A 24,575-nucleotide genomic window follows, 5' to 3' on the forward strand; every position below is an offset into this window, starting at 1 on the left:
GTCGCGCCGTGGTTATTTAATGTATGAAAATTTTTGCAAAAAACCACGTTTCTCTGTTCATCGCTGGCCGATAGTCTGATCTGGTTCACCAATTTGCCCGAGTTATCAGGCCAATTTGGCGGTTTTACTGCACCGGATTGTCGTAACAGGGCGAGGTTTGCGCCGCTGTTAATCCCTCCGAATAACACATGTACCCATAAATAAGGCCGAAGCGACAGACGCCGACGCCGCGGAGCAGAGAAGATGAGTGTTGAGATAAACCAGGGAGCCGTGCACGGCGGACGGCGTAAGTTCAAATCGTTACGCTGGTGGATGCTGGCGCTGTTTCTGCTGGGGGTGACGGTCAACTACATTACCCGCAACTCGCTGGGCATTTTGGCGCCGGAGTTGAAAACCAGCCTGAATATGACCACCGAACAGTATTCTTGGGTCGTCGCCGCTTTCCAGCTGGCGTACACCCTGTTCCAGCCGCTGTGCGGCTGGCTGATTGACGTGATCGGCCTGAAAATGGGCTTCCTGATTTGCGCCAGCGTCTGGGCGCTGGTCTGTATGCTGCACGCCGGCGCGGGCAGCTGGCTGCAACTGGCGATCCTGCGTTTCTTTATGGGCGCATCGGAAGCCGCCGCCACGCCGGCCAACGCCAAGGCGATTGCCGACTGGTTCCCGAAAAAAGAGCGGCCGATTGCCGCCGGCTGGGCCGGGGTGGGCTTTTCCGTCGGCGCGATGCTGGCGCCGCCGATTATCGTGGTTGCTCACGTCTCCTTTGGCTGGCAGGGCGCATTTTTGTTCTCCGGCGCGCTGGCGATGGTTTGGGTGCTGCTGTGGTGGCGCTTCTATCATGCGCCGCAGCAGCACCCGAATCTGAGCCAACAGGAGCTGGCGCTGATCGGTGCGGACAATGAGCCAGAACTGGCGCGTCTGCCGTTTTTTAAATCCCTCAAACTGCTGGCCAAAAACAAAAAATTCTACGGCATCGCCATCCCGGCCTTCCTTGCCGAACCGGCCTGGGCGGTCTTCAGCTTCTGGGTGCCGCTGTACCTGGCCAGCGAACGCGGTATGGACCTGAAGCAGATCGCCATGTTCGCCTGGCTGCCGTTCTTGGCGGCGGATATCGGCAGCGTCGCCAGCGGCTACCTCACCACGCTGTACCGTAAATGGTTTGGCTGCACGCGCGTGAACTCGGTGGTCGCCAGCTCGGTGACCGGCGCTTTCCTGATGGTGTCGCTGGCGTTTGTGGCGATCACCAAAGATCCCTATCTGGCGATCCTGCTGATTTCGATCGGCGGTTTCGGCCACCAGGTGATCTCCTGCATGTTGAGCGCTCTGGTGGTGGAGTCGTTCGATAAAAATCAGGTAGCGACGGTCAACGGCATGCGCGGTTCCAGCGCCTGGATCGCCAGCTTCCTGTTCACGCTGCTGATCGGCGCGGTGTCCGATACCGTCGGCTTCGGCCCGCTGTTTGTGGCGATGGGCTTCTTTGACCTGATCGGCGCGCTGTTCCTGATTGCCCTGATTGCCGAGCGCGGCAAGAAAAAAAACCTTAACCCGTAAGATGGATGCCCTATGAAAACGCTAAAGAACTGGAGCCTCGCCGGCCAATATGACGACCGCATCGAACTGCTGGTGGATGATCAGCATCTGTTTTGCCTCTACGTGCTGGAGGAGGATCTGTTCCGCGTGTTGCTGAAACGCAACGGCGAGCTGGCGCTGGACCGCACCTGGAGCATTGCGCCGCAGCAGGACGTGCCGTGGGAAGGGCGCGACCGGCTCAGCGTGGCGGGCTTCAGCCTGCCGGGCTACCGCCTGGAGCAGCATGACGATCGGCTGGTGGTGACCAGCGCCGCGCTGCGGGTGACGGTGCATCAGCCCCTGTGGCTGGAGTGGGAGTATTGCACCGCCGACGGGCAGTGGCGCCCGCTGGCGGCCGACCGGCCGACCAGCGCCTATCTGCTGAACGCGCACGGCGACGGCGTGGCGCACTATCAGCGCCGCTTCGGCGGCGAGCACTATTACGGGCTGGGGGAAAAATCCGGCGATCTGGAGCGCAGCGGCCGCCGTTTTGAGATGCGCAACCTGGACGCCATGGGCTACAACGCGGCCAGCACCGATCCGCTGTATAAGCATATTCCGTTTACCATCACCCGGCGCGAGGACGTCAGCTTCGGCCTGTTTTACGATAACCTGAGCAGCTGCTGGCTGGATCTGGGCAATGAGCTGGACAACTACCATCCGGCCTACCGCCGCTATCAGGCGGAGGCGGGGGATCTGGATTATTATCTGTTCCTCGGGCCGCAGGTGCTGGACGTGACCAAAGCGCTGCTGCGTCTGACCGGGAAAACGCACTTCGGTCCGAAGTGGAGCCTGGGTTACAGCGGCTCCACCATGCACTATACCGACGCGCCGGATGCGCAGCAGCAGCTGCAGCAGTTTATCGCCCTGTGCCGGCAGCATGAGATTCCCTGCGATTCGTTCCAGCTCTCCTCCGGCTATACCTCGATTAATGATAAACGCTACGTGTTCAACTGGAACTACGACAAGGTGCCGAAGCCGAAGGCGCTGAGCGCGGCGTTCCACCAGGCCGGGCTGAAGCTGGCGGCGAATATCAAACCCTGTCTGCTGCAGGACCATCCGCAGTACGCTGCGGTGGCGGAGCAGGGGCTGTTTATCCGCGACTCGCAAAGCGACGCGCCTGAGCGCTCGAGCTTCTGGGATGACGAAGGGTCACACCTCGACTTCACCAATCCGGCGACGGTGCGCTGGTGGCAGCAGGGCGTCACGCAGCAGCTGCTGGAGATGGGCATCGATTCCACCTGGAACGACAACAACGAATACGAAGTGTGGGATGGCGAAGCGCGCTGCCACGGTTTTGGCCGGCCGATCGCCATCAAGCATATCCGCCCGGTGATGCCGTTGCTGATGATGCGCGCCTCGATGGAGGCCCAGCAGCGCTTTGCCCCCGGCCTGCGGCCGTACCTGATTTCCCGCTCCGGCTGCGCCGGCATGCAGCGCTATGTACAGACCTGGAGCGGCGATAACCGCACCAGCTGGCAGACGCTGCGTTACAACATCCGCATGGGGCTGGGGATGAGCCTGTCCGGGCTGTATAACGTCGGTCATGACGTCGGCGGCTTCTCCGGTGATAAGCCGGACGCCGAGCTGCTGGTGCGCTGGGTGCAAAACGGCGTGATGCATCCGCGTTTTACCATTCACTCCTGGAACGACGACGCCACGGTGAACGAGCCCTGGATGTACCCGGCGGCGACGCCGATGATCCGTCAGGCGATCAACCTGCGTTATCAGCTGATGCCGTATCTGTATACGCTGTTGTGGCAGGCCTGCGCCGAGGATGAGCCGATGCTGCGGCCGACATTCCTCGATCACGAGCAGGACAGCCGCGTCTGGTGCGAGAACGACGACTTTATGCTGGGGCGCGATCTGCTGGTGGCCAGCGTGGTGGAGCCGGAGCAGCGTGAGCGTACGGTATATCTGCCGGATAACCAGGCGGGCTGGTACTGCTTCTACAGCGGCCAGTGGTTCAGCGGCGGACAGAGCGTGACGCTGCCGGCGCCGCTGGAGCGTTTGCCGCTGCTGGTGCGGGCCGGCGCCGCCTTGCCGCTTTCGCGCCGTCTGGCACACGTTGACGTGGCGGCGGATGACCAGCGTGAACTTAAACTGTTCCCGCTGCAGCAGGGCGAGCGCTCAGGGCTGCTGTTTGAAGACGACGGTGAGAGCGACGCCTGGCGGCAGGGCGGCGCGCTGTGGCTGCGCTGGCAGATGCAGTGCGACGCAGAGCGTATTGCGCTGACGTTTAGCCATGAAGGGGATTTCCGTCCGGCGTGGCGGCGGCTGGCGGTGACGCTGCCGGCGGCGGAAACGCGCGAGCTGTGGATCAACGGGGAGCGGGCGGGCGGCTATTCGCTGAGCTAAACAAACGGGCGCCGTCATGGCGCCCGCTGAAGACTATTCCGCCGCGCGTTTCTTGCGCGGCTTGCTCACTTTTTTGATGGTTTTCACTTCGCTTTCCAGCCAGCCGTCCTGCAGACGGGTTTTCAGGATTTCGCCCACCTGCGCCTGTTTGGTGGTTTTCAGCACCTCGCCGCGCGGGGTTTGCGTCACGCTGTAGCCGCGCGCCAGCGTTGCCAGCGGGCTGACCGCCTCAAGCTGGCTGCAGGCCACGCCGAAGCGCTGGCGGTAGCCGCTCAGCTGACGTTCCAGCGCCTGCTGCAGCCGGTATTCCTGCTGTTGAATACGCTGCTGACAGCGGTGAATGCGCCCCAGCGGCTGCACCTGATTCAGACGCTGCTGCAGGCGCTCGCTGCGGCGTGACGTCAGACGTAGCTGATGCTGCATGCCTTCTTCCAGCCGGCGCTGCAGTTTGAACAGCAGCGTCTGCTGACGCGCCAGCCGCAGGTGCGGGTGCTGTTGCTGCAGGCGGTGGTGCAGGCGGCTGAACTGCTGCTGACGCTGCGCCAGGTAGTAGTCCATCGCCATTTCCAGCCGCTGCTGCTGCGACTGCAGCTGACGCAGCAGCTCCAGCTGATTGCGGCTGACCAGTTCGGCGGCGGCGGAAGGCGTGGGGGCGCGCAGATCGGCGACGAAATCGGCGATGGTGACGTCGGTTTCATGGCCGACGGCGCTGACCACCGGGATATGGCTGGCGAAAATCGCCCGCGCCACGCGTTCGTCGTTAAAGCTCCACAGATCTTCCAGCGAACCACCGCCGCGGCCGACGATCAGCACGTCGCACTCATCGCGCCGGTTGGCGGTTTCAATCGCCCGGACGATTTGCAGCGGCGCGTCCGCGCCCTGTACCGCGGTGGGGTAGATGACGATCGGCAGCGACGGATCGCGCCGCTGCAGCACCTGCAGAATATCGTGCAGCGCGGCGCCGCTGGCGGAGGTGATCACGCCGAGGCGTTTGGCCGGGCTGGGCAGCGGCTGTTTAAACTGCGGGTCGAACAGCCCTTCGGCCGCCAGCTGCTGCTTCAACTGTTCGAACTGCTGCTGCAGCAGGCCGTCGCCCGCCGGCTGCATGCTTTCGGCGATCAGCTGATAATCGCCGCGCGGCTCATACAGCGTGATGCTGGCGCGCACCAGCACCTGCTGGCCGTTTTGCGGACGGAAATTAACGCGGCGGTTGCTGTTGCGGAACATCGCGCAGCGTACCTGAGCACGGTCGTCTTTCAGCGTGAAATACCAGTGGCCGGAAGCGGGCTGGGAGAAGTTTGAGATCTCGGCGGAGAGCCAAATCTGCCCCATCTCCATTTCCAGGAGTTGTTTAACCGTCTGATTCAGGCGGCTTACGGTAAAAATGGATGGTGCGGTAGGTAGCGACATGTGACCCAGATCAAATTTCAAAACAACCACTTAATTGACTGATACTACATGCCTCAAACAGCTAATCAAGAGTTTTTGTAAGAAAGTGCTGGAGGCAACCGATTCCGCTCTGTATAATGCCGCGGCAATATTTTATCTTTTCCGCATCCACCCTGGTGAGATATTGCCCATGCTACGTATCGCTAAAGAAGCTCTAACGTTTGACGACGTTCTCCTGGTTCCAGCCCACTCCACCGTTCTGCCGAACACCGCAGAATTAGGCACTCAGCTGACCAAAACCATCCGCCTGAATATCCCTATGCTGTCCGCAGCAATGGATACCGTTACCGAATCCGGCCTGGCTATCGCACTGGCGCAGGAAGGCGGCCTCGGCTTCATCCACAAAAACATGTCTATTGAGCGTCAGGCTGAAGAAGTCAGCCGCGTGAAGAAACATGAAAGCGGCGTAGTTACCGACCCGCAGACCGTCACCCCGTCCACCACGCTGAAAGAAGTCAAAGAACTGACCGAACGTAACGGCTTTGCCGGCTACCCGGTGGTGACCGAAGACAACGAACTGGTAGGCATCATCACCGGCCGCGACGTGCGCTTTGTGACCGACCTGAACCAAGCGGTGACCGCGGTCATGACGCCGAAAGATCGTCTGGTGACGGTGAAAGAGGGCGAGGCGCGTGAAGTGGTGCTGCAAAAAATGCACGAGAAGCGCGTTGAGAAAGCGCTGGTGGTTGACGAAAGTTTCCACCTGCTCGGCATGATCACCGTAAAAGATTTCCAGAAAGCAGAACGTAAGCCTAACGCCTGTAAAGATGAGCAGGGTCGCCTGCGCGTTGGCGCGGCGGTCGGCGCCGGCGCCGGCAACGAAGAGCGCATCGACGCGCTGGTCGCGGCAGGCGTTGACGTGCTGCTGATTGACTCCTCCCACGGCCACTCCGAAGGCGTGCTGCAGCGCATCCGTGAAACCCGCGCCAAATACCCGGATCTGCAAATCGTCGGCGGCAACGTCGCGACCGCAGCCGGCGCCAAAGCGCTGGTTGAAGCCGGCGTCAGCGCGGTGAAAGTGGGCATCGGCCCTGGCTCCATCTGTACTACCCGTATCGTGACCGGCGTCGGCGTACCGCAGATTACCGCTATCTCCGATGCGGTTGCAGCGCTGGAAGGCACCGGTATTCCGGTCATCGCCGACGGCGGCATCCGCTTCTCCGGCGATATCGCCAAGGCGATCGCCGCGGGCGCATCCTGCGTGATGGTCGGCTCCATGCTGGCGGGCACCGAAGAATCTCCGGGCGAAATCGAGCTGTATCAGGGCCGTTCGTTCAAGTCCTACCGCGGTATGGGCTCGCTGGGCGCGATGTCCAAAGGCTCTTCTGACCGTTACTTCCAGACCGACAACGCGGCGGACAAACTGGTGCCGGAAGGCATCGAAGGCCGCGTGGCGTACAAAGGCATGCTGAAGGCCATCGTACACCAGCAGATGGGCGGCCTGCGCTCCTGCATGGGCCTGACCGGCTGCGGCACCATCGACGAACTGCGCACCAAGGCGGAATTCGTACGCATCAGCGGCGCCGGCATCCAGGAAAGCCACGTGCACGATGTGACCATCACCAAAGAGTCACCAAACTACCGTATGGGCTAACCCACGGCAGAGATGTTTATGCGTAGCGGCGTGGCATATCACGCCGCTGGCCCCGCAGAGAGCGGGGCCGTCACCACGCGCTTATTGTTGTTTTTTCTCCTTTTGTTGCTGGAATTCGCCTCACATGACACAAAATATTCATAAGCATCGCATTCTTATTCTGGACTTCGGTTCGCAGTACACCCAACTGGTTGCCCGTCGCGTGCGCGAAATCGGCGTTTACTGCGAGCTGTGGGCCTGGGACGTCAGCGAAGAGCAGATCCGCGAATTCAACCCGAGCGGCATCATCCTTTCCGGCGGCCCGGAAAGCACCACCGAACATAACAGCCCGCGCGCGCCGGAATACGTCTTCAACGCCGGCGTACCGGTGCTGGGCGTGTGCTACGGCATGCAGACCATGGCGATGCAGCTGGGCGGCCACGTACAAGGCTCCAACGAGCGTGAGTTCGGCTATGCGCAGGTGGAAGTGACCACCGAAAGCGCACTGATCCGCGACATCGAAGACGCCATCAGCCCGGCAGGCAAACCGCTGCTGGACGTGTGGATGAGCCACGGCGACAAAGTCACCGCCATCCCGTCCGACTTTGTGACCGTTGCCAGCACCGACACCTGCCCGTTCGCCATTATGGCCAACGAAGAAAAACGCTTCTACGGCGTGCAGTTCCACCCGGAAGTGACCCATACCCGTCAGGGCCAGCGCATGCTGGAGCGTTTTGTGCTGGATATCTGCCAGTGTGAAGCGCTGTGGACGCCGGCCACCATCATCGAAGATGCGGTTGAACGCATCCGCGAGCAGGTGGGTGAAGACCACGTGATCCTCGGCCTGTCCGGCGGCGTGGACTCTTCCGTTACCGCGATGCTGCTGCACCGCGCCATTGGCAAGCGCCTGACCTGCGTCTTCGTCGACAACGGCCTGCTGCGCCTGAACGAAGCCAACCAGGTGATGGAAATGTTCGGCGACCACTTCGGCCTGAACATCGTGCACGTGCCGGCGGAAGAGCGCTTCCTGAGCGCGCTGGCGGGCGTGGACGAGCCGGAAGCCAAGCGTAAAATCATCGGCCGCGTGTTCGTGGAAGTGTTTGACGAAGAAGCCTGCAAGCAAGAGCAGGTGAAATGGCTGGCGCAGGGCACCATCTATCCTGACGTGATCGAATCTGCCGCTTCCGCCACCGGTAAAGCGCACGTGATCAAGTCGCACCACAACGTGGGCGGCCTGCCGAAAGAGATGAAGCTGGGCCTGGTCGAGCCGCTGAAAGAGCTGTTCAAAGACGAAGTGCGCAAGATCGGTCTGGAGCTGGGCCTGCCTTACGACATGCTGTACCGTCACCCGTTCCCGGGGCCGGGTCTGGGCGTGCGCGTGCTGGGCGAAGTGAAGAAAGAGTACTGCGACCTGCTGCGCCGTGCCGACGCCATCTTCATCGAAGAGCTGCACAAAGCCGACCTGTACAACAAGGTCAGCCAGGCGTTCACCGTGTTCCTGCCGGTGCGCTCCGTCGGCGTGATGGGCGACGGCCGTAAATACGACTGGGTTGTTTCGCTGCGTGCGGTGGAAACCATCGACTTTATGACCGCGCACTGGGCGCACCTGCCGTATGAGTTCCTCGGCCGCGTTTCCAACCGCATCATCAACGAAGTAGACGGCATCTCCCGCGTGGTGTACGACATCAGCGGCAAGCCGCCGGCGACGATCGAGTGGGAATGATTTAACGTCATAGCCTGCACATAAAGCAGTAAAACATCGACTAAGCCCGCGTAATCGCGGGCTTTTTTTGTTTGCTTTCCGGTAATTTTTGTCTTAGAAACCGGTAATTTTTTATGGTATCGCCGATGGTATTATCAAGGCTCGATGTGATGGAACAACTCGATGCCTGAGTCATTATTTAGCAAAAGGAACTTGTACGATGCCTGTTTTTTCCCGCAGCTGTGTTACCCCGCTAATTGGATATTTTGTTTGTACCGTCAAGTCACTGTCGGCGGACAATGCTGATCCCGTCTCCTTCAATATCTCCCGAGTATCTGGCCCAATAAGGAACGTGCCATGAGTGAAGCGGCACGCGTCGGCGATGCGATTGGCCACTCCCATGCACTGGCGGGGATGATTGGCGGCACGCTGGTCGGCGGTCTGATTGCCGCCGCCGGCGCGGTGGCGGCGGGTGCGCTGTTTGTTGCCGGTCTGGCGGCGTCCTGCGTGGGCGTCGGCGTATTACTGGTGGGCGCCAGCCTGGCGGTGGGCTATCTCACCGGGGAGCTGGCGACCAGGGCGCGCGACGGCATTGCGGAGGCCGGTGCAGGGAGCCTGACGCCGGCCGGGAAAATCCTGACTGGCTCGCCGGATGTGCTCATCAATGGCAAGCCGGCGGCCATCGCTACCGTCAGTCAGGTCGCCTGTGACCAGGACGGCCCCAGCATGCAGATGGCGCAGGGCTCGGACAAGGTGTTTATCAACGGCCAGCCGGCGGCGCGCGTGGGGGATAAAACCAACTGCGACGCCCAGGTGATAGAAGGCTCGCCCAACGTGCGCATCGGCGGCGGCACCGTCGCCACCTTGCCGATAAAACCGGAAGTGCCGGACTGGCTGTATAAAATCTCCGACCTGACGCTGCTGTTTGCCGGTTTGGTAGGCGGCGTCGGCGGGGCGGCCAGCAAGCTGGGGGCGCTCGGGAAAATGCTGAGCAAGGCGCCCGGCATCAATAAACTGGGACGTACGGCCTGCCGGTTTGGCACGCTGATGACCGCCACGACCGCCGCCGGCATTATTGCCCGGCCGATAGATATCATCAGCGGCCAGAAGTTCCTGTCCGGCGACGATGAGCTGGACTTTGTGCTGCCGTCGCGGCTGCCGGTTGAGTGGCAGCGCTACTGGCGCAGCGGTAACCCGGCACAGAGCGTGCTGGGTCGCGGTTGGAGCCTGTTCTGGGAAAGCAGCCTTAAGCGCTACCAGGATGGCCTGGTGTGGCGCGCGCCGTCCGGCGACTACGTCTCCTTCCCGATGGTGCCGCGTGGCCATAAAACCTACTGCGAAGCGGAAAAGTGCTGGCTGATGCACAACAGTGATGGCAGCTGGCAGGTGTTCGACGTCAGCGAACAGGCCTGGCACTACCCGGCGCTGAGTGATGAGCCGAGCCGGCTGCAGATGCTGACTGACCTCACCGGCAACACGATTTCCCTGTTCCACGATGACCATGGCCGGCTGACCGAACTGGTCGACAGCGCCGGCCAGCGGCTGGCGTGCCGCTACCTGACCACCGCCAACGGACTGTCCCGCCTGAGCACGGTGCTGCTGTTTACCCCGGACGGCGAGCTGCCGCTGGTGCACTACGGTTACGATGATGAGGGGCAGCTGATTAGCGTCCGCAACCGCGCCGGCGAAGTCACCCGGCGCTTTGGCTGGCAGGATGGGCTGATGGTCAGTCATCAGGACCACAACGGCCTGCTGAACGAGTACCGCTGGCAGGAGATTGACGGCCTACCGCGCGTGGCGGCCTACCGTAACAGCGCCGGCGAGCAGTTGGCGCTCTATTATGACTTTGCCAACGGCACACGGCGGGCGGTGCGCGACGACGGCGCACGGGCGCTGTGGCAGTTGGACGATGACGACAACGTGGCGCAGTTCACCGACTTTGACAGCAGAAAATCGGCGTTTATCTATGAACGGGGCGAGCTGTGCGGCGTGGTGCTGCCGGGCGGTGCGCAGCGTCAGAGCGAGTGGGACCGGTACGGCCGCCTGCTGAGCGAGACCGACCCGCTGGACCGCACCACCACTTACCAGTATTCCCGCAACAGCGGGCGTCTGTTCTCGGTCACCTACCCGGACGGTAGTCAGGCGTTTCAGCACTGGGACACCCAGGGACGCCCGACGCAGCAGATTGATGCGTTGGGCAATGTCACCCGTTACCACTATCCCGACGAGGAAGAGAGCCTGCCGGCACGCGTCATTGATGCGCTGGGCGGCGAGGTGAAACTGACCTGGAACGCGCAGGGATTGCTGACGCGCTATACCGACTGTTCCGGCAGCGTCACCGCCTACGCCTATGACGCGCTGGGCCAGCTGACGCATCGCACCGACGCGGAAGGCCACCTGACCCGTTACCGCTGGGACCGAGCCGGCCGGCTGCAGACGCTGCTGCATCCCGACGGCAGCGAAGAACGTTTCGACTGGAGCGCGCAGGGCCAGCTGGCCCGACACCAGGACCCGCTCGGCAGTGAGACGCGCTGGCAGTACAACCTGCTGGGACAGCCGGTCAGTGTCACCGACCGCATCCAGCGCACGCGCCGCTATCACTACAACTGCCGCGGCTGGTTGACAAGACTGGAAAATGGCAACGGTGGGGACTACCAGTTCAGCCACGATGCGGTTGGCCGGCTGATGATTGAACGGCGGCCGGATAGCACCGACCGCTATTATCGTTACAGCTCTGCGGGGCAGTTGAGCGAGCTGCGGGAAACCGGGCCGCTCGACCCGCAGGCGCCGCCTGCACAACGCCTGCATCAGTTCCGTTATGACGAAGCCGGCCAACTGACCTGGCGCGCCAACGACAGCGCCGAGTGGCATTATCATTACGATGAGGCCGGGCGCATGAACCGCCTGACGCGTACGCCGACCGCTGCCGGCATCGCGCTGGGTATCGAGCCGGACAGCGTACAGCTGTGCTACGACAGGGCCGGCAACCTGCTGAGCGAGCAGGGCGTTAACGGTGAGCTGCAGTACCAGTGGGATGTCTTGTCCAACCTGCAGGCGTTGACGCTGCCGCAGGGCGACCAACTGCAGTGGCTCCGTTACGGCTCCGGCCATGCCAGCGCCATCAGGTTCAACCAGCAACTGGTGAGCGAGTTCAGCCGCGACCGGCTGCACCGGGAAACCGGTCGTACCCAGGGCGCGCTGCAGCAGCAGCGCCAATACGATGCGCTGGGGCGGCGCAGTGGGCAGAGCAGCGCATTCGGGCGCATCAGCAAACCGGAAGAGGGCGTGCTGTGGCGCACGTTCCGCTATACCGGCCGCGGCGAGCTGGAAGGTGTCAGTGACGCGCTGCGCGGCGAGATTCATTATGGCTACGACGCGGAAGGACGCCTGCTGCAGCACCGCGAGGCGCAGCAGGGCAAGCCCGGCCACCGGCTGCGCTACGACCTGGCGGATAACCTGATTGGTGAGCAGCGCGTCAGCCGAGACCCTGATGCCGAGCTGCCGCCGGCGCCGGTGGTCGATAACCGTCTCGAATACTGGCAGCGGATGTTTTACCGCTATGACGGCTGGGGCAACCTGACCAGCCGGCGCAACGGTATCTATCAACAGCACTACGTCTATGATGCGGACAACCGGCTGATAAAGGCGCACGACCGCGGCCCGCAGGGCGATTTTGAGGCGCAGTATCACTATGACGCGCTGGGGCGCCGCACGCGCAAAACGGTAACCTGCAAGGGGAAAGCGCCGGAAACGACGCGCTTTTTATGGGAGGGCTACCGACTGCTGCAGGCGCAGCGGGACAACGGCACGCGCCGCACCTGGTGCTATGACCCGGCCAATGCCTGGACGCCGCTGGCGGCCCTCGAGCAGGCGGGCGATGGCCAGCAGGCAGATATCTACTGGCTGCACACCGACCTCAACGGCGCACCACTGGAGGTGACCGACGCCGAGGGTAACCTGCGCTGGTCAGGCAACTACGACACCTTCGGCAAACTGCAGGGGCAGACGGTCACCGGCGCCGAACGGCGTAAGGACGCGCTCGTTGACCAACCGTTGCGTTATGCCGGCCAGTACCAGGATGACGAAAGCGGGCTGCATTATAATCTGTTCCGTTACTACGAGCCGGAGGTGGGGCGTTTTACCACACAAGACCCGATAGGGCTGCGCGGTGGGCTGAACCTGTATCAGTATACGCCGAATCCACTCGGATGGATTGACCCGCTGGGTTTGACCAGCTGTGCATTGGCCAAGAGTATGGAAAAGGCGGGTACACCGCGTCCTGCAAATTCAGCTGCGCACCATATCGTCCCGGAAACAGCGAAGGGTGCAAGACCTGCCCGAGACATACTGAAACGGCACGACATTGATATCAATGGCGCAGAAAATGGCGTGTTCCTGCCAAATAGGAACAACACGGACGATTTGCTTGGGATATTGCATAATGGCAAGCATCCGGATAAGTATTTGGATGCAGTGAATCAACATATCTTGGATGCGCATGAATTTGGTGGTAAGCAAGGTGTCTTGGATGAACTGCAGCTAATGCGAGAAACGTTACTTTCAGCGGATAGAAGTGCCAGCTGGTACACGGTGTTGTTATGAAAAAAATATATTTACTAGGATCTGACGTGACTAACTTTTGCTCCTTTATTCAGGATTATCCTGAGGGGGAGGAAAGTATCATGGGGCGAGTGCGAAGCGCTAACTGGAAGCCGTTGAGTAATTACACACCTATCAGGCTAGAGCTACGTAGCAATGATACGGGAAAGCGGAACTACCAGTTTGACTTCAGTAGCGCTTTATCCCCCTTTTTTGTTCTAAGTGAGCATGCTTTGGATGTTTTGAGGGATATTCTACTTCCTCGGGGCGAAGTTTTACCGGTTTCAACTGACAGTAAAAGGAAGGCCTTTTTAGGGTACCACCCTACGAATGTCCTTGCGGGATGTTTTGATCGGGAAAACGCATTATTCCGAGAGGCTGAGGGCAAATTTCTGATTAGAAAACCGGTTCTTAAGGTGGATAACATCACCGATGAGTACCTATTTTCTATTGAAGAAGATATCAGCCGTGTCTTTGTGACGGATGCATTCAAACGCAGAGTGGAAGAGGCTGGGTTACTTGGCTTCGATTTCTCTGTTGAGATCCCCACAACCTGAGGTTGAGGGGGCTGCATAAATTTTCATAATCCAATAAAGACTTCTTTGCTGCCTTTCTGACCATGTCGTAGCACCCTGTGTGGATTCTATCCATGCAGGCGTGCACACCATGAAAATCAGCATATTGCTGACGTTGTTCCCTCTACTGATGCCGGCATCGGTGCTCTGACGACGTACGTTGGCATCAAAAGCGCTCGGTGCTGCTGGCGTAAATCAGCATTAAGCAGCAAGCCATCACCTTCGCGGCCGCCTACAGAACATGATTTTCGCCACCCGGTTGGTGGAGGGAATTATTATCCTGTACTTTCCTGACCGGTTGCTCAATTATGTTATTTCACTCTGTGATTAAGATAATGCTCAAATGTGAACTACCTCTCAAAAAACACGCTTATATATTTAACGTACTAATTGCCATGCAGGGAATTCGTTTTTTCGCTGTAAAACGGCAAGAGGTTAGAAAAATATAGATTTTACTTGATACGTTAAGCTACTGTGGAAGTTGCGAGTGGCTGCAATCAACACGTTGAGGAGGTTGTCTATATAGACCTTTGTCACAAGGCTCACGGAAATAAAAAAACATAACTGATAAATATAAAAACGTAATAGATCCCCGGCTGTAATCTGTGTCAGAAAGTATTCCGCATTCACAAAACAGGCAGGAGATGTGATTAAAATGAGTGGAAACATAATGCAAAGTCGGCACGATGAGTACCATAAACTAACGCGTGGAGAACGCATTGGTTATGGACTGGGTGACTTTGCCCAAAACCTTGTTTTTGGGACAATAGGCGGTTTTCTTGCTCTTCACATGTTGACGGTAAATGCAATCAGCACTGCAGCAGCAGGGTTTATATTTCTTTTTGTCAGGATTATTAATGTATTTTGGGATCCCATGGTGGGGACGTTTGTTGATAAAAGGAGTTCAATGGCCGGGAAATATCGACCTTGGCTTTTAAGGGCAGGTATTCCACTCGTTATTCTCTCCGCTTTGCTTTTTGCGCCTATTCCCGAAGTGAGTGGTTCCGTTCCTTTTGCCTTTGTCGTCTACCTTGCACTGGATCTGCTTTATTCGGTTGTTAATATCCCTTATGGCTCTCTTAATGCCTCACTAACAAGGGATCCAGGCTCTATTGATAAACTGACCAGTACGCGAATGATGCTGGCCAACAGCGCCAATCTTCTTGTCTATACCTTATTTCCAATGTTTGTACAAATGGCCGCTCCCAAAGATCGCAGCATCAAGGATACCGGATTTTTCGGACTTGAGCTTGAGCTGGGGAACTATACCGATCCATCAGCCAGCTACGCGTGGTTTGGCGTTTACTCCGTTTATATGATTGTCGGGGCGGTGGCGCTTTTTCTCTGTTATAAATTAACCAAAGAACGTGTGGTCGCTACAGCGGAACAGTCTGCCAATGTAAAAGCGACAGATTTATTCCTTGAACTCAAAAATAATCGGCCGCTTGTCATTCTTGGCATTTTCTTCATGTTGGCTTTTACATTTATGTTTTTCATGAACACGGTTAATGGTTTTTTCAATCAGTTTGTTGTCGGCCATTCAGAATGGATGGGGGCCGTTGGCCTCGTAGCCTCGATTCCGGGTATTTTATTCCCGGTTTTTTGGCCGAGACTAAAGAAAGTATTTGGCAAAAAAGGGTTCTTCCATCTTTTTCTCGGCATGTTTATTGTCGGTGAGTTTTTGACATACATCTGGTCACTCGATGGTATGCACGATGCGCTCTGGCTTGCTTATATCGCTACATTTATTAAACAGTGGGGTTTAACGTCAGCTACCGGTTTCATGTGGGCGCTTGTCCCTGAGGTTATCGCTTATGGTGAATTGAAATCAGGTAAGCGAAATGCCGCAATTATTAATGCCATTATGGGGCTGTTTTTCAAGATTGGTTTTACTCTCGGCGGCGCCGTTCCGCTTTGGCTGCTGGCCGCTTATGGTTTTAACGAAACAGGCGCGCAACAGGATGCCAATGCGATCGCCGGAATAAATATGACCGCGATTTGGATCCCCATCGCGTTAGCCTTTGTGTCGATGATTATCATTCAGCTATATCCCATCTCAGATAAAAACATCACGGATATCAACCGTCGGCTTGATGAAATACGGATATAGTTATAAACATTTTATAAATATAGAAAATAAACTCTTTGAAAAAGGTAAAGCCCTATGTCACTGATTAAAAACCCTATCTTACCTGGATTCAATGCAGACCCAAGTATTATCCGTGTAGAGGACACTTACTATATCGCAAACTCTACCTTTGAGTGGTTTCCCGGCGTGCGTTTACATGAGTCAAAAGACCTGGAGCACTGGAATCTTCTCCCGAGTCCATTGTCAACAACCGCGCTTTTAGATATGAAAGGGAATCCTTCATCAGGGGGGATTTGGGCCCCGGCTCTCTCTTATGCCGATGAAAAATTCTGGTTGGTTTATACGGATGTGAAAGTCACCGAGGGTGCCTTTAAAGACATGACCAACTACCTGACCACCGCAACCGATATTCGTGGCCCATGGACCGATCCCATCAAACTTAATGGCGTCGGCTTTGATGCTTCACTTTTCCATGACGATGATGGCCGTAAATATTTAGTACAACAAACCTGGGACCATCGCGAGTACCGTCACCCTTTTAATGGCATTACGTTGACCGAGTTTGATGCCAACACGCTGAAACTCAAACCAGAAACGGCGCGCACCATTTATCGCGGCACTGCCGTTGCACTTGTCGAAGGGCCGCATCTCTACAAACTGAACGGATATTATTATCTTTTTGCCGCTCAGGGGGGAACCGTATTTACCCATCAGGAAGTTGTTGCTCGTTCAAAAAATCTGGACGCCGACAGTTTTGCCACCGCGCCAGGGGAGGTGTTCTTAACCAACGTAGATACGCCAGACAGCTACATCCAAAAACAGGGGCACGGCAGTTTGGTATCAACCCCGAAAGGCGAATGGTATTACGCCTCGCTCTGTGCGCGTCCCTGGAATCATGCCGGTGAGTCTGTCTATGATCCCCGTGGTTGGTCAACGCTTGGCAGGGAAACGTCTATCCAAAAAGTTTTTTGGGATGAAGATGGCTGGCCACGTATTGAAGGCGGCCACGGAGGAAAAACGTTTGTCGAAGGGCCAAGCGATGCTATTTACACTCAAAGTGCACCAGATCATAGTCAGCAAGATGAGTTTAATACGGCGACACTCGATCCCAACTGGAATACGCTCCGTGTCCCGTTCACGGAAAAAATGGGTACCACAGGCGATGGCAAACTGACGTTAATTGGGCAGGGCTCTTTAGCGAATACTCATGATCTATCGCTTATTGCCCGGCGCTGGCAGGCATTTTATTTTGATGCGCAAGTTAAAGTTAAATTCGATCCATCTAATTATCAGCAAATGGCGGGATTGACGAATTACTATAACGATCGTCACTGGAGCTTTATTTTTATTACCTGGAATGAAATTAACGGGCCAGTTATCGAAGTCGGGGAGAATAATCGTGGTAAATACATCTCATACTTGAAAGATAATGCGATCAAGATTCCAGCAGATAGCGAATATGTCTGGTTCCGCACCAAGGTGAGAAAGGAAAGTTATACGTATGAGTATAGTTTTGATGGGGTTAACTTCACGGAGATTCCGGTCAAACTAGATGCCGCAATTCTTTCAGACGACTATGTACTGCAAAGTTATGGCGGGTTCTTTACCGGGGCGTTCGTTGGCCTTGCGGTCGTAGACTACTCCGGCTATGCCGCCAGCGCGGAATTTTATAACTTCGAATATCAGGAACTTGGTGATTTATTAATGGCGGATGATACGTATAGCTGGGAGGCCAGTGAGTCACGCTTTAATTAAGGGCTGAAAGTTCTAACCAAGGTAATCAATGCAACATTAGCCAGGGGAACTAAATCTGTCCCTGGCTGATTGTGCGCGCAACCTGTGAATTAATTACGGTGCACGCTCAAGAGCATCCGATAAACACCGTGCAGGCGTGTGGCTTATCGTTATGCTTTACTCACTCCTATCAATATTAATAACTAATTATTCTGACTGGGGAGGACCTTGTTACGCTAATTATTTAACTGTACCTCTACGACATAAAAATAAAATCAACTTGTTTTGGTGGCATTGTTTGTATTCACACCAGGACGGGATGGTTATTTTCTGAAAATATAATGAATTTGAGATAGCCATGAAAACTGTAAATAAAATCCCTTTAGCTATGGCGGCTATCGCCGCGCTGTGCCCGGTTTCCGTACTGGCGCAGGAATTCACTCAGGAACAGATTGACGCCATCGTTGCTAAAGCGGTCGATAAAGCGCTGGCTGAACGGCAGGTGAAAATTGACGCTGCAGCCGATAAAAAGATTGATGTCCTTACCAACCCGCAAACCACCGCGTCCTCACCGGATTCGGCGATTCCATTCGGCCTCAAGTTCAGCGGCTACGCCCGTTATGGCGCCCACTTCCAGAGCGGCGATCAGAAATATGTCGGCGTCGACGGTTCCTATAACGGCGCCTCGGCGATCGGCCGTCTGGGTAACGAAAGCAACGGCGGCGAATTCCAGATCGGCAAAGCTTTCAAAAGCGCCCAAGGGGCGATCTGGGACCTTAACGTGATGTTCGACCACTGGAGCGACGAAGTGAGCCTGAAAAAAGCCTACGTCGGCGTCACTAACGTCCTCGAATCAAACCCGAATGCCTATATCTGGGCTGGCCGCGACTTCCACCAACGTCCGCAGCAGGGGATCAACGACTACTTCTGGATGAACCACGACGGCCAGGGGGCCGGGGTGAAGAACTTTGATATTGGCGGCGTACTGTTTGACGTGGCGGCGGTGTCGCAGGTGGAGTCCTGCAGCCCGGAAGTGATGGCCGATGAGACGAACCCGTCACGCATCACCTGCACGGGCAGCTCCGATACCGGCGATAACGGCCACTACGCGCTGACCACCAAAACCCACGGCATCAAGGCCGGGCCGATCGACGTTGAAGTGTACGCCAACTACGGCTTTGACTCGAAAGCGGTGGATAGCGATGAGCGGCTCGATGCCTGGCAGGGCGGGCTGGTGCTGAGCCACACCAACGACAGCGGGGTGAACAAGCTCATCCTGCGCTACTCCGACAACGCGGATAACAGCGTCTACAACAAAACCGACGACCTGACCACGGTCTACGCCAGCTTCGAGGGCAGCCATAAATTCACCCGGCAGGCGCAGATCGAATATCTGCTGGCCTTCCATGATTACGACAACGGCAAGGACAACACCGACAACCGTAAAAACTACGGCGCCATCGTGCGGCCGATGTATTTCTGGAACGATGTGCACTCCACCTGGTTGGAAGCGGGCTACCAGCGCGTGGATTATGATCGGGGGGGGATAACAAGGGCTGGAAGCTGACGCTGTCACAGAACATCGCCATCGGCATGGGGCCGGAGTTCCGTCCGATGCTGCGCTTCTACGTGACCGGTGGCCAGGTGGATAACCAGCATACCGCCAGCGTCGAGGGCACCAGCAATGAGCGGCTGGATTCGCTGAATATCGGCGGCATGTTTGAGGCGTGGTTCTAAGTTGGGGTGATAACCCCCTCACGCCTTACGAGGAAGAGGGGGCGGTTTTTACTTCAAGCCAACGTACGTTATCCTGACCCAGGGACAGAGGAACCCGTAGAAAAATGAAAAGCACGATGAAGGGTGATCGACTGATTTCGCCAACTAAACAGAAGAGACTTCATCGTGCCATTAACCCGGCAAACCTGACTTCAGGCATTCCCGCAGAAATAACTGCTGCGGTTTTTATCAGCGCACCATCACTGACTGCCGGTTTATCCAGCCCTGTTCGGGCGCTTGTGCAGTAAAGCGTTGCATAGTTGGGCCCCGCGAACACCGGGCAAGTGGTCTGAACACAGGGTGATTCGATCACGCAGTCAATGTTTCCGTCATCCGTGTAACGCACCACTCTGCGACCGCCCCATTCCGCATTCCAGAGAAAACCTTCAGCATCAATGCAAGAGCCATCTGGTGCGCCTGGACCGTTGATTTTTGTGAACACCCGCTGATTTTCCAGTGAAGGGTAATCGCAGCAGAAAATGCAGCCTTGCAGGGAATCCGCGTAGTACATGGTCGCGCCGTCCGGACTGAAACAGATACTGTTTGGGATCGCCACGTCAGGAAGAGCCAGCGTTTCTGTCTCAAGCGTTGTCGCGTTGACTCGGTGAAACCTGCCTACAGGTTGCACTGGCTCTCCTGCGGACATCGTGCTGAAAACAAAGTTGCCCATACGGTCGCAGCGGCCGTCATTGATCCGGGTTCCTGCTACGCCGGGCGTGTCTGTCATTTTGGTGAAATGACCGGTAGTCAGGCTATAGTATCCCAGACAGGATGCCAGCCCCATCAGCAGCGTGTCTTTATCTGCCGTAAGGGCAAATGACCCCAGCGGCTCCGGTAGTGGCCTGCGGTGAATATCACCGCTTTCGAGGTTAAGAGCACACAATTCGCAGCCCTGGATGTCGGTCCAAAACAGGCGATTCGTTTTTTCGCACCAGACTGGACACTCGCCTAGAAGACTCGTGGTGCCGGTTATGGTTTTAAACATATTTGTGTCCTAAGTGGCATGGAGTGCGGTGAACACATCACACGTAAGCTCCTTGAACTTTGCCAGGAATGCGGCGCTTGGGTAAGCGCCAGTCTAAGGCATCGGATTCGTTGGTTCGCGGCAGTCAGCCGGAGAAAAGCGCTGACCATCGGTCACCGAACAGGGCGATGGCCAGGCCAGCCAGCATAATCACCGACCCGCACAGCTTGATAAGAGAAAACGGGCGTTCAACGGACCCCATCAGTCCAAAATGATCGATGGCCAGCGACGAGGTAATCTGCCCGGCGATGGCGAGCCCCAGCAGAGCTGACAACCCGACTCTGGGGGCAAGTATGACATAACTCAGCAGCGCACTGGCGCCAAGCAGGCCGCCCAGCAGGCTCCACCAGGGCTGGGCAGGAATCGCTGTCAACGAAGCGGCTATCCCGCCCTGCATCAATGCAAAGAGGCCAAGGCACAGCGCGCCGGCGGTAAAAGAAAACAGCGCCGCAGCGACAGAATCCCCGCCGATGCCTTTAGCCAACTGACCGTTCAGCGTGGTCTGCAAAGTAATGCCCAGTCCCGCGCCGATGGCCAGCAGATAATAGACTGCACTCATTTCGCACCGCCTATCGGGCCGATTCGAGCGGCAGGAAGGCCTCAGCAAAAATGTCAGGCTGGTAGCCTGCGGCAGCAAACAGATGCTGGCGGGACTCGTCGATCGCCGCACGGAGTCGTTTGCTGTCCACGTCCAAGACTTTGCCGTCGCGTTTAACGACGCGCCCGCCAATCATGACCGTATCAATATTGCTGCGTTCGGCCGCGTGCACCACGGTGCCGAATGCGTTACCTGACGGGTAAAGATTTATGTCTTCAGCGCGGATAAGGATCAGGTCCGCCTGTTTTCCGGGCGTCAGGCTGCCGATTTTGTGCTGCAAACCTGCACAGGCAGCACCGTCTGCGGTGGCGGCTTTCAATAGGTTATGAGCCTGTAGGGTCACCGGATGGTGTTTGTTTCCGCAGCACTGCTGCTGTAGCATGCCCATAACGCGCTGCAGGTAGAATGCCACCCGCATCTCCATAAACATGTCGCCGCTGTAGGACGTTTCGTTATCCACGCTCAGCCCCGGGCTGATGCCGTGACGTAATGCTGACTGCATGGCGAACATGCCGTCCTCGATGCCATAGTGCGCATCTGAGCGCGGGCATACGTTTACCCGTACGCCGGCCTCACGCAGGATTCTCCATCCGGCGTCCGGTAGCGCGGTGCAGTGGTTAAAGATGTTATCGGGTCCCAGCAGTCCTTTCTGGTGCAGTTCTTCCAGTTCATCCGCCATATCTCCGCCGAAAAACTCGGTGATAATCGGCAGGCCCAGTCGTCGGGCTTCCGCCCACAGTTCAGGTTCCAGCTGTGCCATCACGGCCAGCGAGACCAGGCTGTTATCCTCGTTTTTAAAATACTTTTCCTGCAGGCGCTCCAGATTGCCGGGCCAGTGGGCCTTGTCCCACTCCCCGGATACGGGCGCGCCGGAAGCGTGTACGGACCGAATACCGGCGTCAAGCAACGCCTCGACGGCAGCATCGGAGTGTGCGGCGGTGCGGCTGTTGTGCGAATTATCAATAACGGTGGTGATGCCGGCGTCGATGCAGCCCAGAGCGGTAAGCAGGTTGCCGATATACATGTCTGCCGGGCGATAGTATTTGGCAAAAGAGTAGTGCGTTGCGTTGCAGTAGTCTTCAAGCGTTGCGGCATTCGGGTTAAGCCGGCGTAGCTGCCCCTCCCATGAGTGGCGATGGGTATCGACCATTCCCGGCATGGCAATCATGCCGGGGGCGTCGATAACGACGGCATCGCCGGCATCAATGTTTTCATTTATGGCCGTGATGGCGCTGCCTTCGATAAGAATATCGCCGCTAACCAAATTACCTACATCGTCGTCCATGCTGAGAACCGTGGCTCCGCGGATCAGCGTCCGGGGGGCCTGCGAGTCAGCGGTCTGCACTATATTTCGGGTATAATCAGTCATCTTCAGTTCACCTTTTTTAAATGTTGTGACGTAAAAGGTACGTAAAGCGATACTTCCGAAAAAGGCAGCTAAACTGTTTTCATTATTCAGTAATCACGAACAATAATGGGCTTCTGTTGCTTCTTCATTGTGGCTCATGGAAAAAGAATATGGATCGTATCCAGGCAATGCATGTTTTTGTCCGTGTGGCGGAAGCCGGGAGCTTTATTCTCGCGGCGGAAACCCTTTCCCTACCGGCTTCAACGGTAAGCAGCACGATTAAAAATCTTGAAAAACATCTGCAGGTGCGCCTGCTGAACAGAACAACGCGGCGGGTCAGCCTGACGAGCGAAGGCGCACAGTATCTGGCGCAATGTCGGGAAATACTCGCGCTGATTGATCATACGGAGTCCAGCCTGACGGATTCGGCAAAACGGCCGCAGGGACGTTTACGGGTTGATATGCCCGGAGGCATCGCCCATTTCATCGTTATGCCGAATCTGAAAGACTTTTACAGACGCTACCCGGATATCTACCTGATGATAGGCGTCAACGATCGGCAGGTCGATCTCGTTCAGGAGGGGGTGGATTGCGTCATTCGGACAGGAGAGCTGAATGACTCCACGCTCGTTGCGCGCCCGCTCGGCCGGTTTCGCTGGGTGACGTGTGCCTCTCCGGCCTATCTCAGAGAGCACGGTACTCCGCAGACGCCTGGAGAGTTGTCTCAGCATCGGGCCATCCATTATTTTTCAGGCCATACCCGGCGCCCGGGGGAAATGTGTTTTGCCAGCGGCAGTGAAAAAGTGTCGGTTCCGGTCAGTGGCGCTGTTGCCGTTAATGAGACCGGGCTTTACATCAAAATGTGTCTTGAAGGATTTGGGCTGGCGCAACTTGCCGAACGCGTGGTTTCGGAACATTTGCAGGAAGGTCGGCTGATAGAAGTTCTGGTGGACTGGCAGTCTGCGGCCGTACCGGTGACCTTACTTTATCCGCATCAGCGTTTTCTCTCCCCGGCCGTGCGCGCATTTGCTGACTGGATAACCGAGCTTGTCCGCGACGGCCATTCGGCAATTGAGGGCGGATAGTGGGCGTCATCGCATTCAGGCCCATGAACAGTGTGGCCCGCCTAAAGCAGGGAAGGGGATTTACCGCCATCTCCCCCGGGCCGGGGTCACTCGCCTGCGTTAAACACGCTTCTGGCCCACTCAATAAAAATACGCACTTTAGAGGGCAACTGACGATTTTCCGGCCAGGCGATATGTATCGGTATCGGCGTGTTGTGCCAGTCAGGAAACAGCTCGACCATTTGCCCGTTTGATAGATATTCCTCCACCAGAAACCGGTATGTCGTCACTACGCCCAAGCCATTAAGCGCGGCTGTACGCGCGCCCATGGAATCATTCACCGCAAACTGCCACTGCGCGCTGACTCTTTCTGTCTGACCGTCACGATAAAGCTCATTAACCACCATTTGTCCGGTGCGGGGGGAAACAATCTGCACCAGCGTATGCCCCAGAGCCAGGTCGGCAGGATGCACCGGCAGTCCGGCGCGCTCAATATATTGGCGGCTGGCGCAGGTGACCTGCGCCAGTTCCCCTAAAGAGCGGGCAATCAGCGAGTCGTTATACAGCTCACCAATCCGTATGACACAATCAATATTCTGTTCGATCAGATTGACCGTTCGGTTGCCGACGCTGACCTCGATCTGGATATCGGGATAGCGGGCCAGAAAATCGGGCAACGCCGGTATCACCAGGCAATAGGCCAGGGCGTTCGGTATCTCTACGCGTATTTTCCCCCGAGGTTGCATTGCTGACATCTGCACGTTGCTATCCAGAATGTCGAGGCTTTCCAGCAACCGTAACGTCCCCTGATAGTAAATCCGCCCCTGCTCGGTCAGGTTTAACGTACGTGAAGTACGGTTAAGCAGCTTCACGCCCAGCTCATGCTCCAGTGCCTGGATATGCCTGGTGATGGTGGACTTGGGGATATTGAGCCGACCGGCAGCGCTGACAAAAGAGCCGGAATCCACCACCCGGACAAAAGAGCGCATCATTGTAAGCCTATCCAATCTTGTTTACCTCAGCCTATCGTTGCGAAATCCGCAACCATCCATCCCCGCCGCCTATCTTGTTCTCGCGGGATAAACCGGTAAGTATGAAACCTGTTATAGGGTGAACA

14 protein-coding genes and 1 pseudogene are annotated in these 24,575 nt (G+C 57.0%); 10 read left to right on the forward strand and 5 right to left on the reverse strand.

Features of this window, described 5'->3' with window-relative positions; genetic code table 11:
• The first annotated feature begins 243 nt into the window (after nucleotides 1-243).
• Complete coding sequence (locus FO014_RS16345; protein WP_160030284.1) at nucleotides 244-1,551, forward strand: MFS transporter; 1,308 nt, start codon at nucleotides 244-246, stop codon at nucleotides 1,549-1,551.
• 12 nt (nucleotides 1,552-1,563) lie between these two features.
• Nucleotides 1,564-3,927: a glycoside hydrolase family 31 protein gene (locus FO014_RS16350; protein WP_160030285.1), complete on the forward strand. Its 2,364-nt coding sequence runs from the start codon at nucleotides 1,564-1,566 to the stop codon at nucleotides 3,925-3,927.
• 33 nt (nucleotides 3,928-3,960) lie between these two features.
• Here FO014_RS16350 and xseA read toward each other — a convergent pair whose 3' ends face one another.
• Nucleotides 3,961-5,337 (reverse strand): exodeoxyribonuclease VII large subunit, encoded by a 1,377-nt coding sequence (gene xseA, locus FO014_RS16355; RefSeq protein ID WP_105233483.1) that lies wholly within the window; start codon nucleotides 5,335-5,337, stop codon nucleotides 3,961-3,963.
• Nucleotides 5,338-5,506: 169 nt separating this feature from the next.
• Between xseA and guaB the strand changes: the two genes are divergently transcribed.
• The 7 genes and pseudogenes from guaB to FO014_RS16390 all read left to right on the forward strand — a co-directional run bounded on the left by guaB (nucleotide 5,507) and on the right by FO014_RS16390 (nucleotide 19,385).
• Nucleotides 5,507-6,970 (forward strand): IMP dehydrogenase, encoded by a 1,464-nt coding sequence (guaB, locus tag FO014_RS16360; RefSeq protein WP_145961106.1) that lies wholly within the window; start codon nucleotides 5,507-5,509, stop codon nucleotides 6,968-6,970.
• Nucleotides 6,971-7,094: 124 nt separating this feature from the next.
• Nucleotides 7,095-8,672, forward strand: coding sequence for a glutamine-hydrolyzing GMP synthase (guaA, locus tag FO014_RS16365; protein ID WP_105232171.1), 1,578 nt, complete (start codon nucleotides 7,095-7,097; stop codon nucleotides 8,670-8,672).
• Between the two features lie 336 nt (nucleotides 8,673-9,008).
• Nucleotides 9,009-13,253: an RHS repeat-associated core domain-containing protein gene (locus FO014_RS16370; RefSeq protein WP_160030286.1), complete on the forward strand. Its 4,245-nt coding sequence runs from the start codon at nucleotides 9,009-9,011 to the stop codon at nucleotides 13,251-13,253.
• Nucleotides 13,250-13,807 (forward strand): hypothetical protein, encoded by a 558-nt coding sequence (locus FO014_RS16375; protein WP_160030287.1) that lies wholly within the window; start codon nucleotides 13,250-13,252, stop codon nucleotides 13,805-13,807. Before FO014_RS16370 ends, FO014_RS16375 begins: the two co-directional genes overlap by 4 nt.
• Nucleotides 13,808-14,495: 688 nt before the next feature.
• Nucleotides 14,496-15,935: an MFS transporter gene (locus tag FO014_RS16380; protein WP_201282876.1), complete on the forward strand. Its 1,440-nt coding sequence runs from the start codon at nucleotides 14,496-14,498 to the stop codon at nucleotides 15,933-15,935.
• A 54-nt stretch (nucleotides 15,936-15,989) separates the two neighbouring features.
• Entirely contained in the window at nucleotides 15,990-17,669 is a 1,680-nt protein-coding gene (locus FO014_RS16385; RefSeq protein WP_160030289.1) for a glycoside hydrolase family 43 protein, read from the forward strand.
• A gap of 337 nt (nucleotides 17,670-18,006) precedes the next feature.
• Nucleotides 18,007-19,385, forward strand: a pseudogene (locus FO014_RS16390) (carbohydrate porin).
• A 160-nt stretch (nucleotides 19,386-19,545) separates the two neighbouring features.
• On the opposite strand, the gene FO014_RS16395 reads toward FO014_RS16390, so the two are convergent.
• The 3 genes from FO014_RS16395 to FO014_RS16405 form a co-directional block, all read right to left on the reverse strand.
• Entirely contained in the window at nucleotides 19,546-20,409 is an 864-nt protein-coding gene (locus FO014_RS16395; protein WP_160030290.1) for an SMP-30/gluconolactonase/LRE family protein, read from the reverse strand.
• 124 nt (nucleotides 20,410-20,533) lie between these two features.
• Nucleotides 20,534-21,007: a DMT family transporter gene (locus tag FO014_RS16400; RefSeq protein ID WP_160030291.1), complete on the reverse strand. Its 474-nt coding sequence runs from the start codon at nucleotides 21,005-21,007 to the stop codon at nucleotides 20,534-20,536.
• Between the two features lie 10 nt (nucleotides 21,008-21,017).
• Nucleotides 21,018-22,415 (reverse strand): amidohydrolase family protein, encoded by a 1,398-nt coding sequence (locus FO014_RS16405; protein WP_160030292.1) that lies wholly within the window; start codon nucleotides 22,413-22,415, stop codon nucleotides 21,018-21,020.
• Nucleotides 22,416-22,564: 149 nt separating this feature from the next.
• Between FO014_RS16405 and FO014_RS16410 the strand changes: the two genes are divergently transcribed.
• A complete protein-coding gene (locus FO014_RS16410) occupies nucleotides 22,565-23,479 on the forward strand; it encodes a LysR family transcriptional regulator (RefSeq protein ID WP_105232162.1) in 915 nt (304 codons plus the stop codon).
• 86 nt (nucleotides 23,480-23,565) lie between these two features.
• Here the strand turns inward: FO014_RS16410 and FO014_RS16415 are convergent, their stop codons facing one another.
• The gene (locus FO014_RS16415) at nucleotides 23,566-24,450 is read right to left on the reverse strand and encodes a LysR family transcriptional regulator (RefSeq protein ID WP_201282877.1); all 885 of its coding nucleotides are present in this window, start codon (nucleotides 24,448-24,450) and stop codon (nucleotides 23,566-23,568) included.
• Nucleotides 24,451-24,575 lie beyond the last annotated feature (125 nt).

The organism is Serratia rhizosphaerae (assembly GCF_009817885.1).
GTDB classification, from domain to species: Bacteria; Pseudomonadota; Gammaproteobacteria; order Enterobacterales; family Enterobacteriaceae; genus Serratia_B; species Serratia_B rhizosphaerae.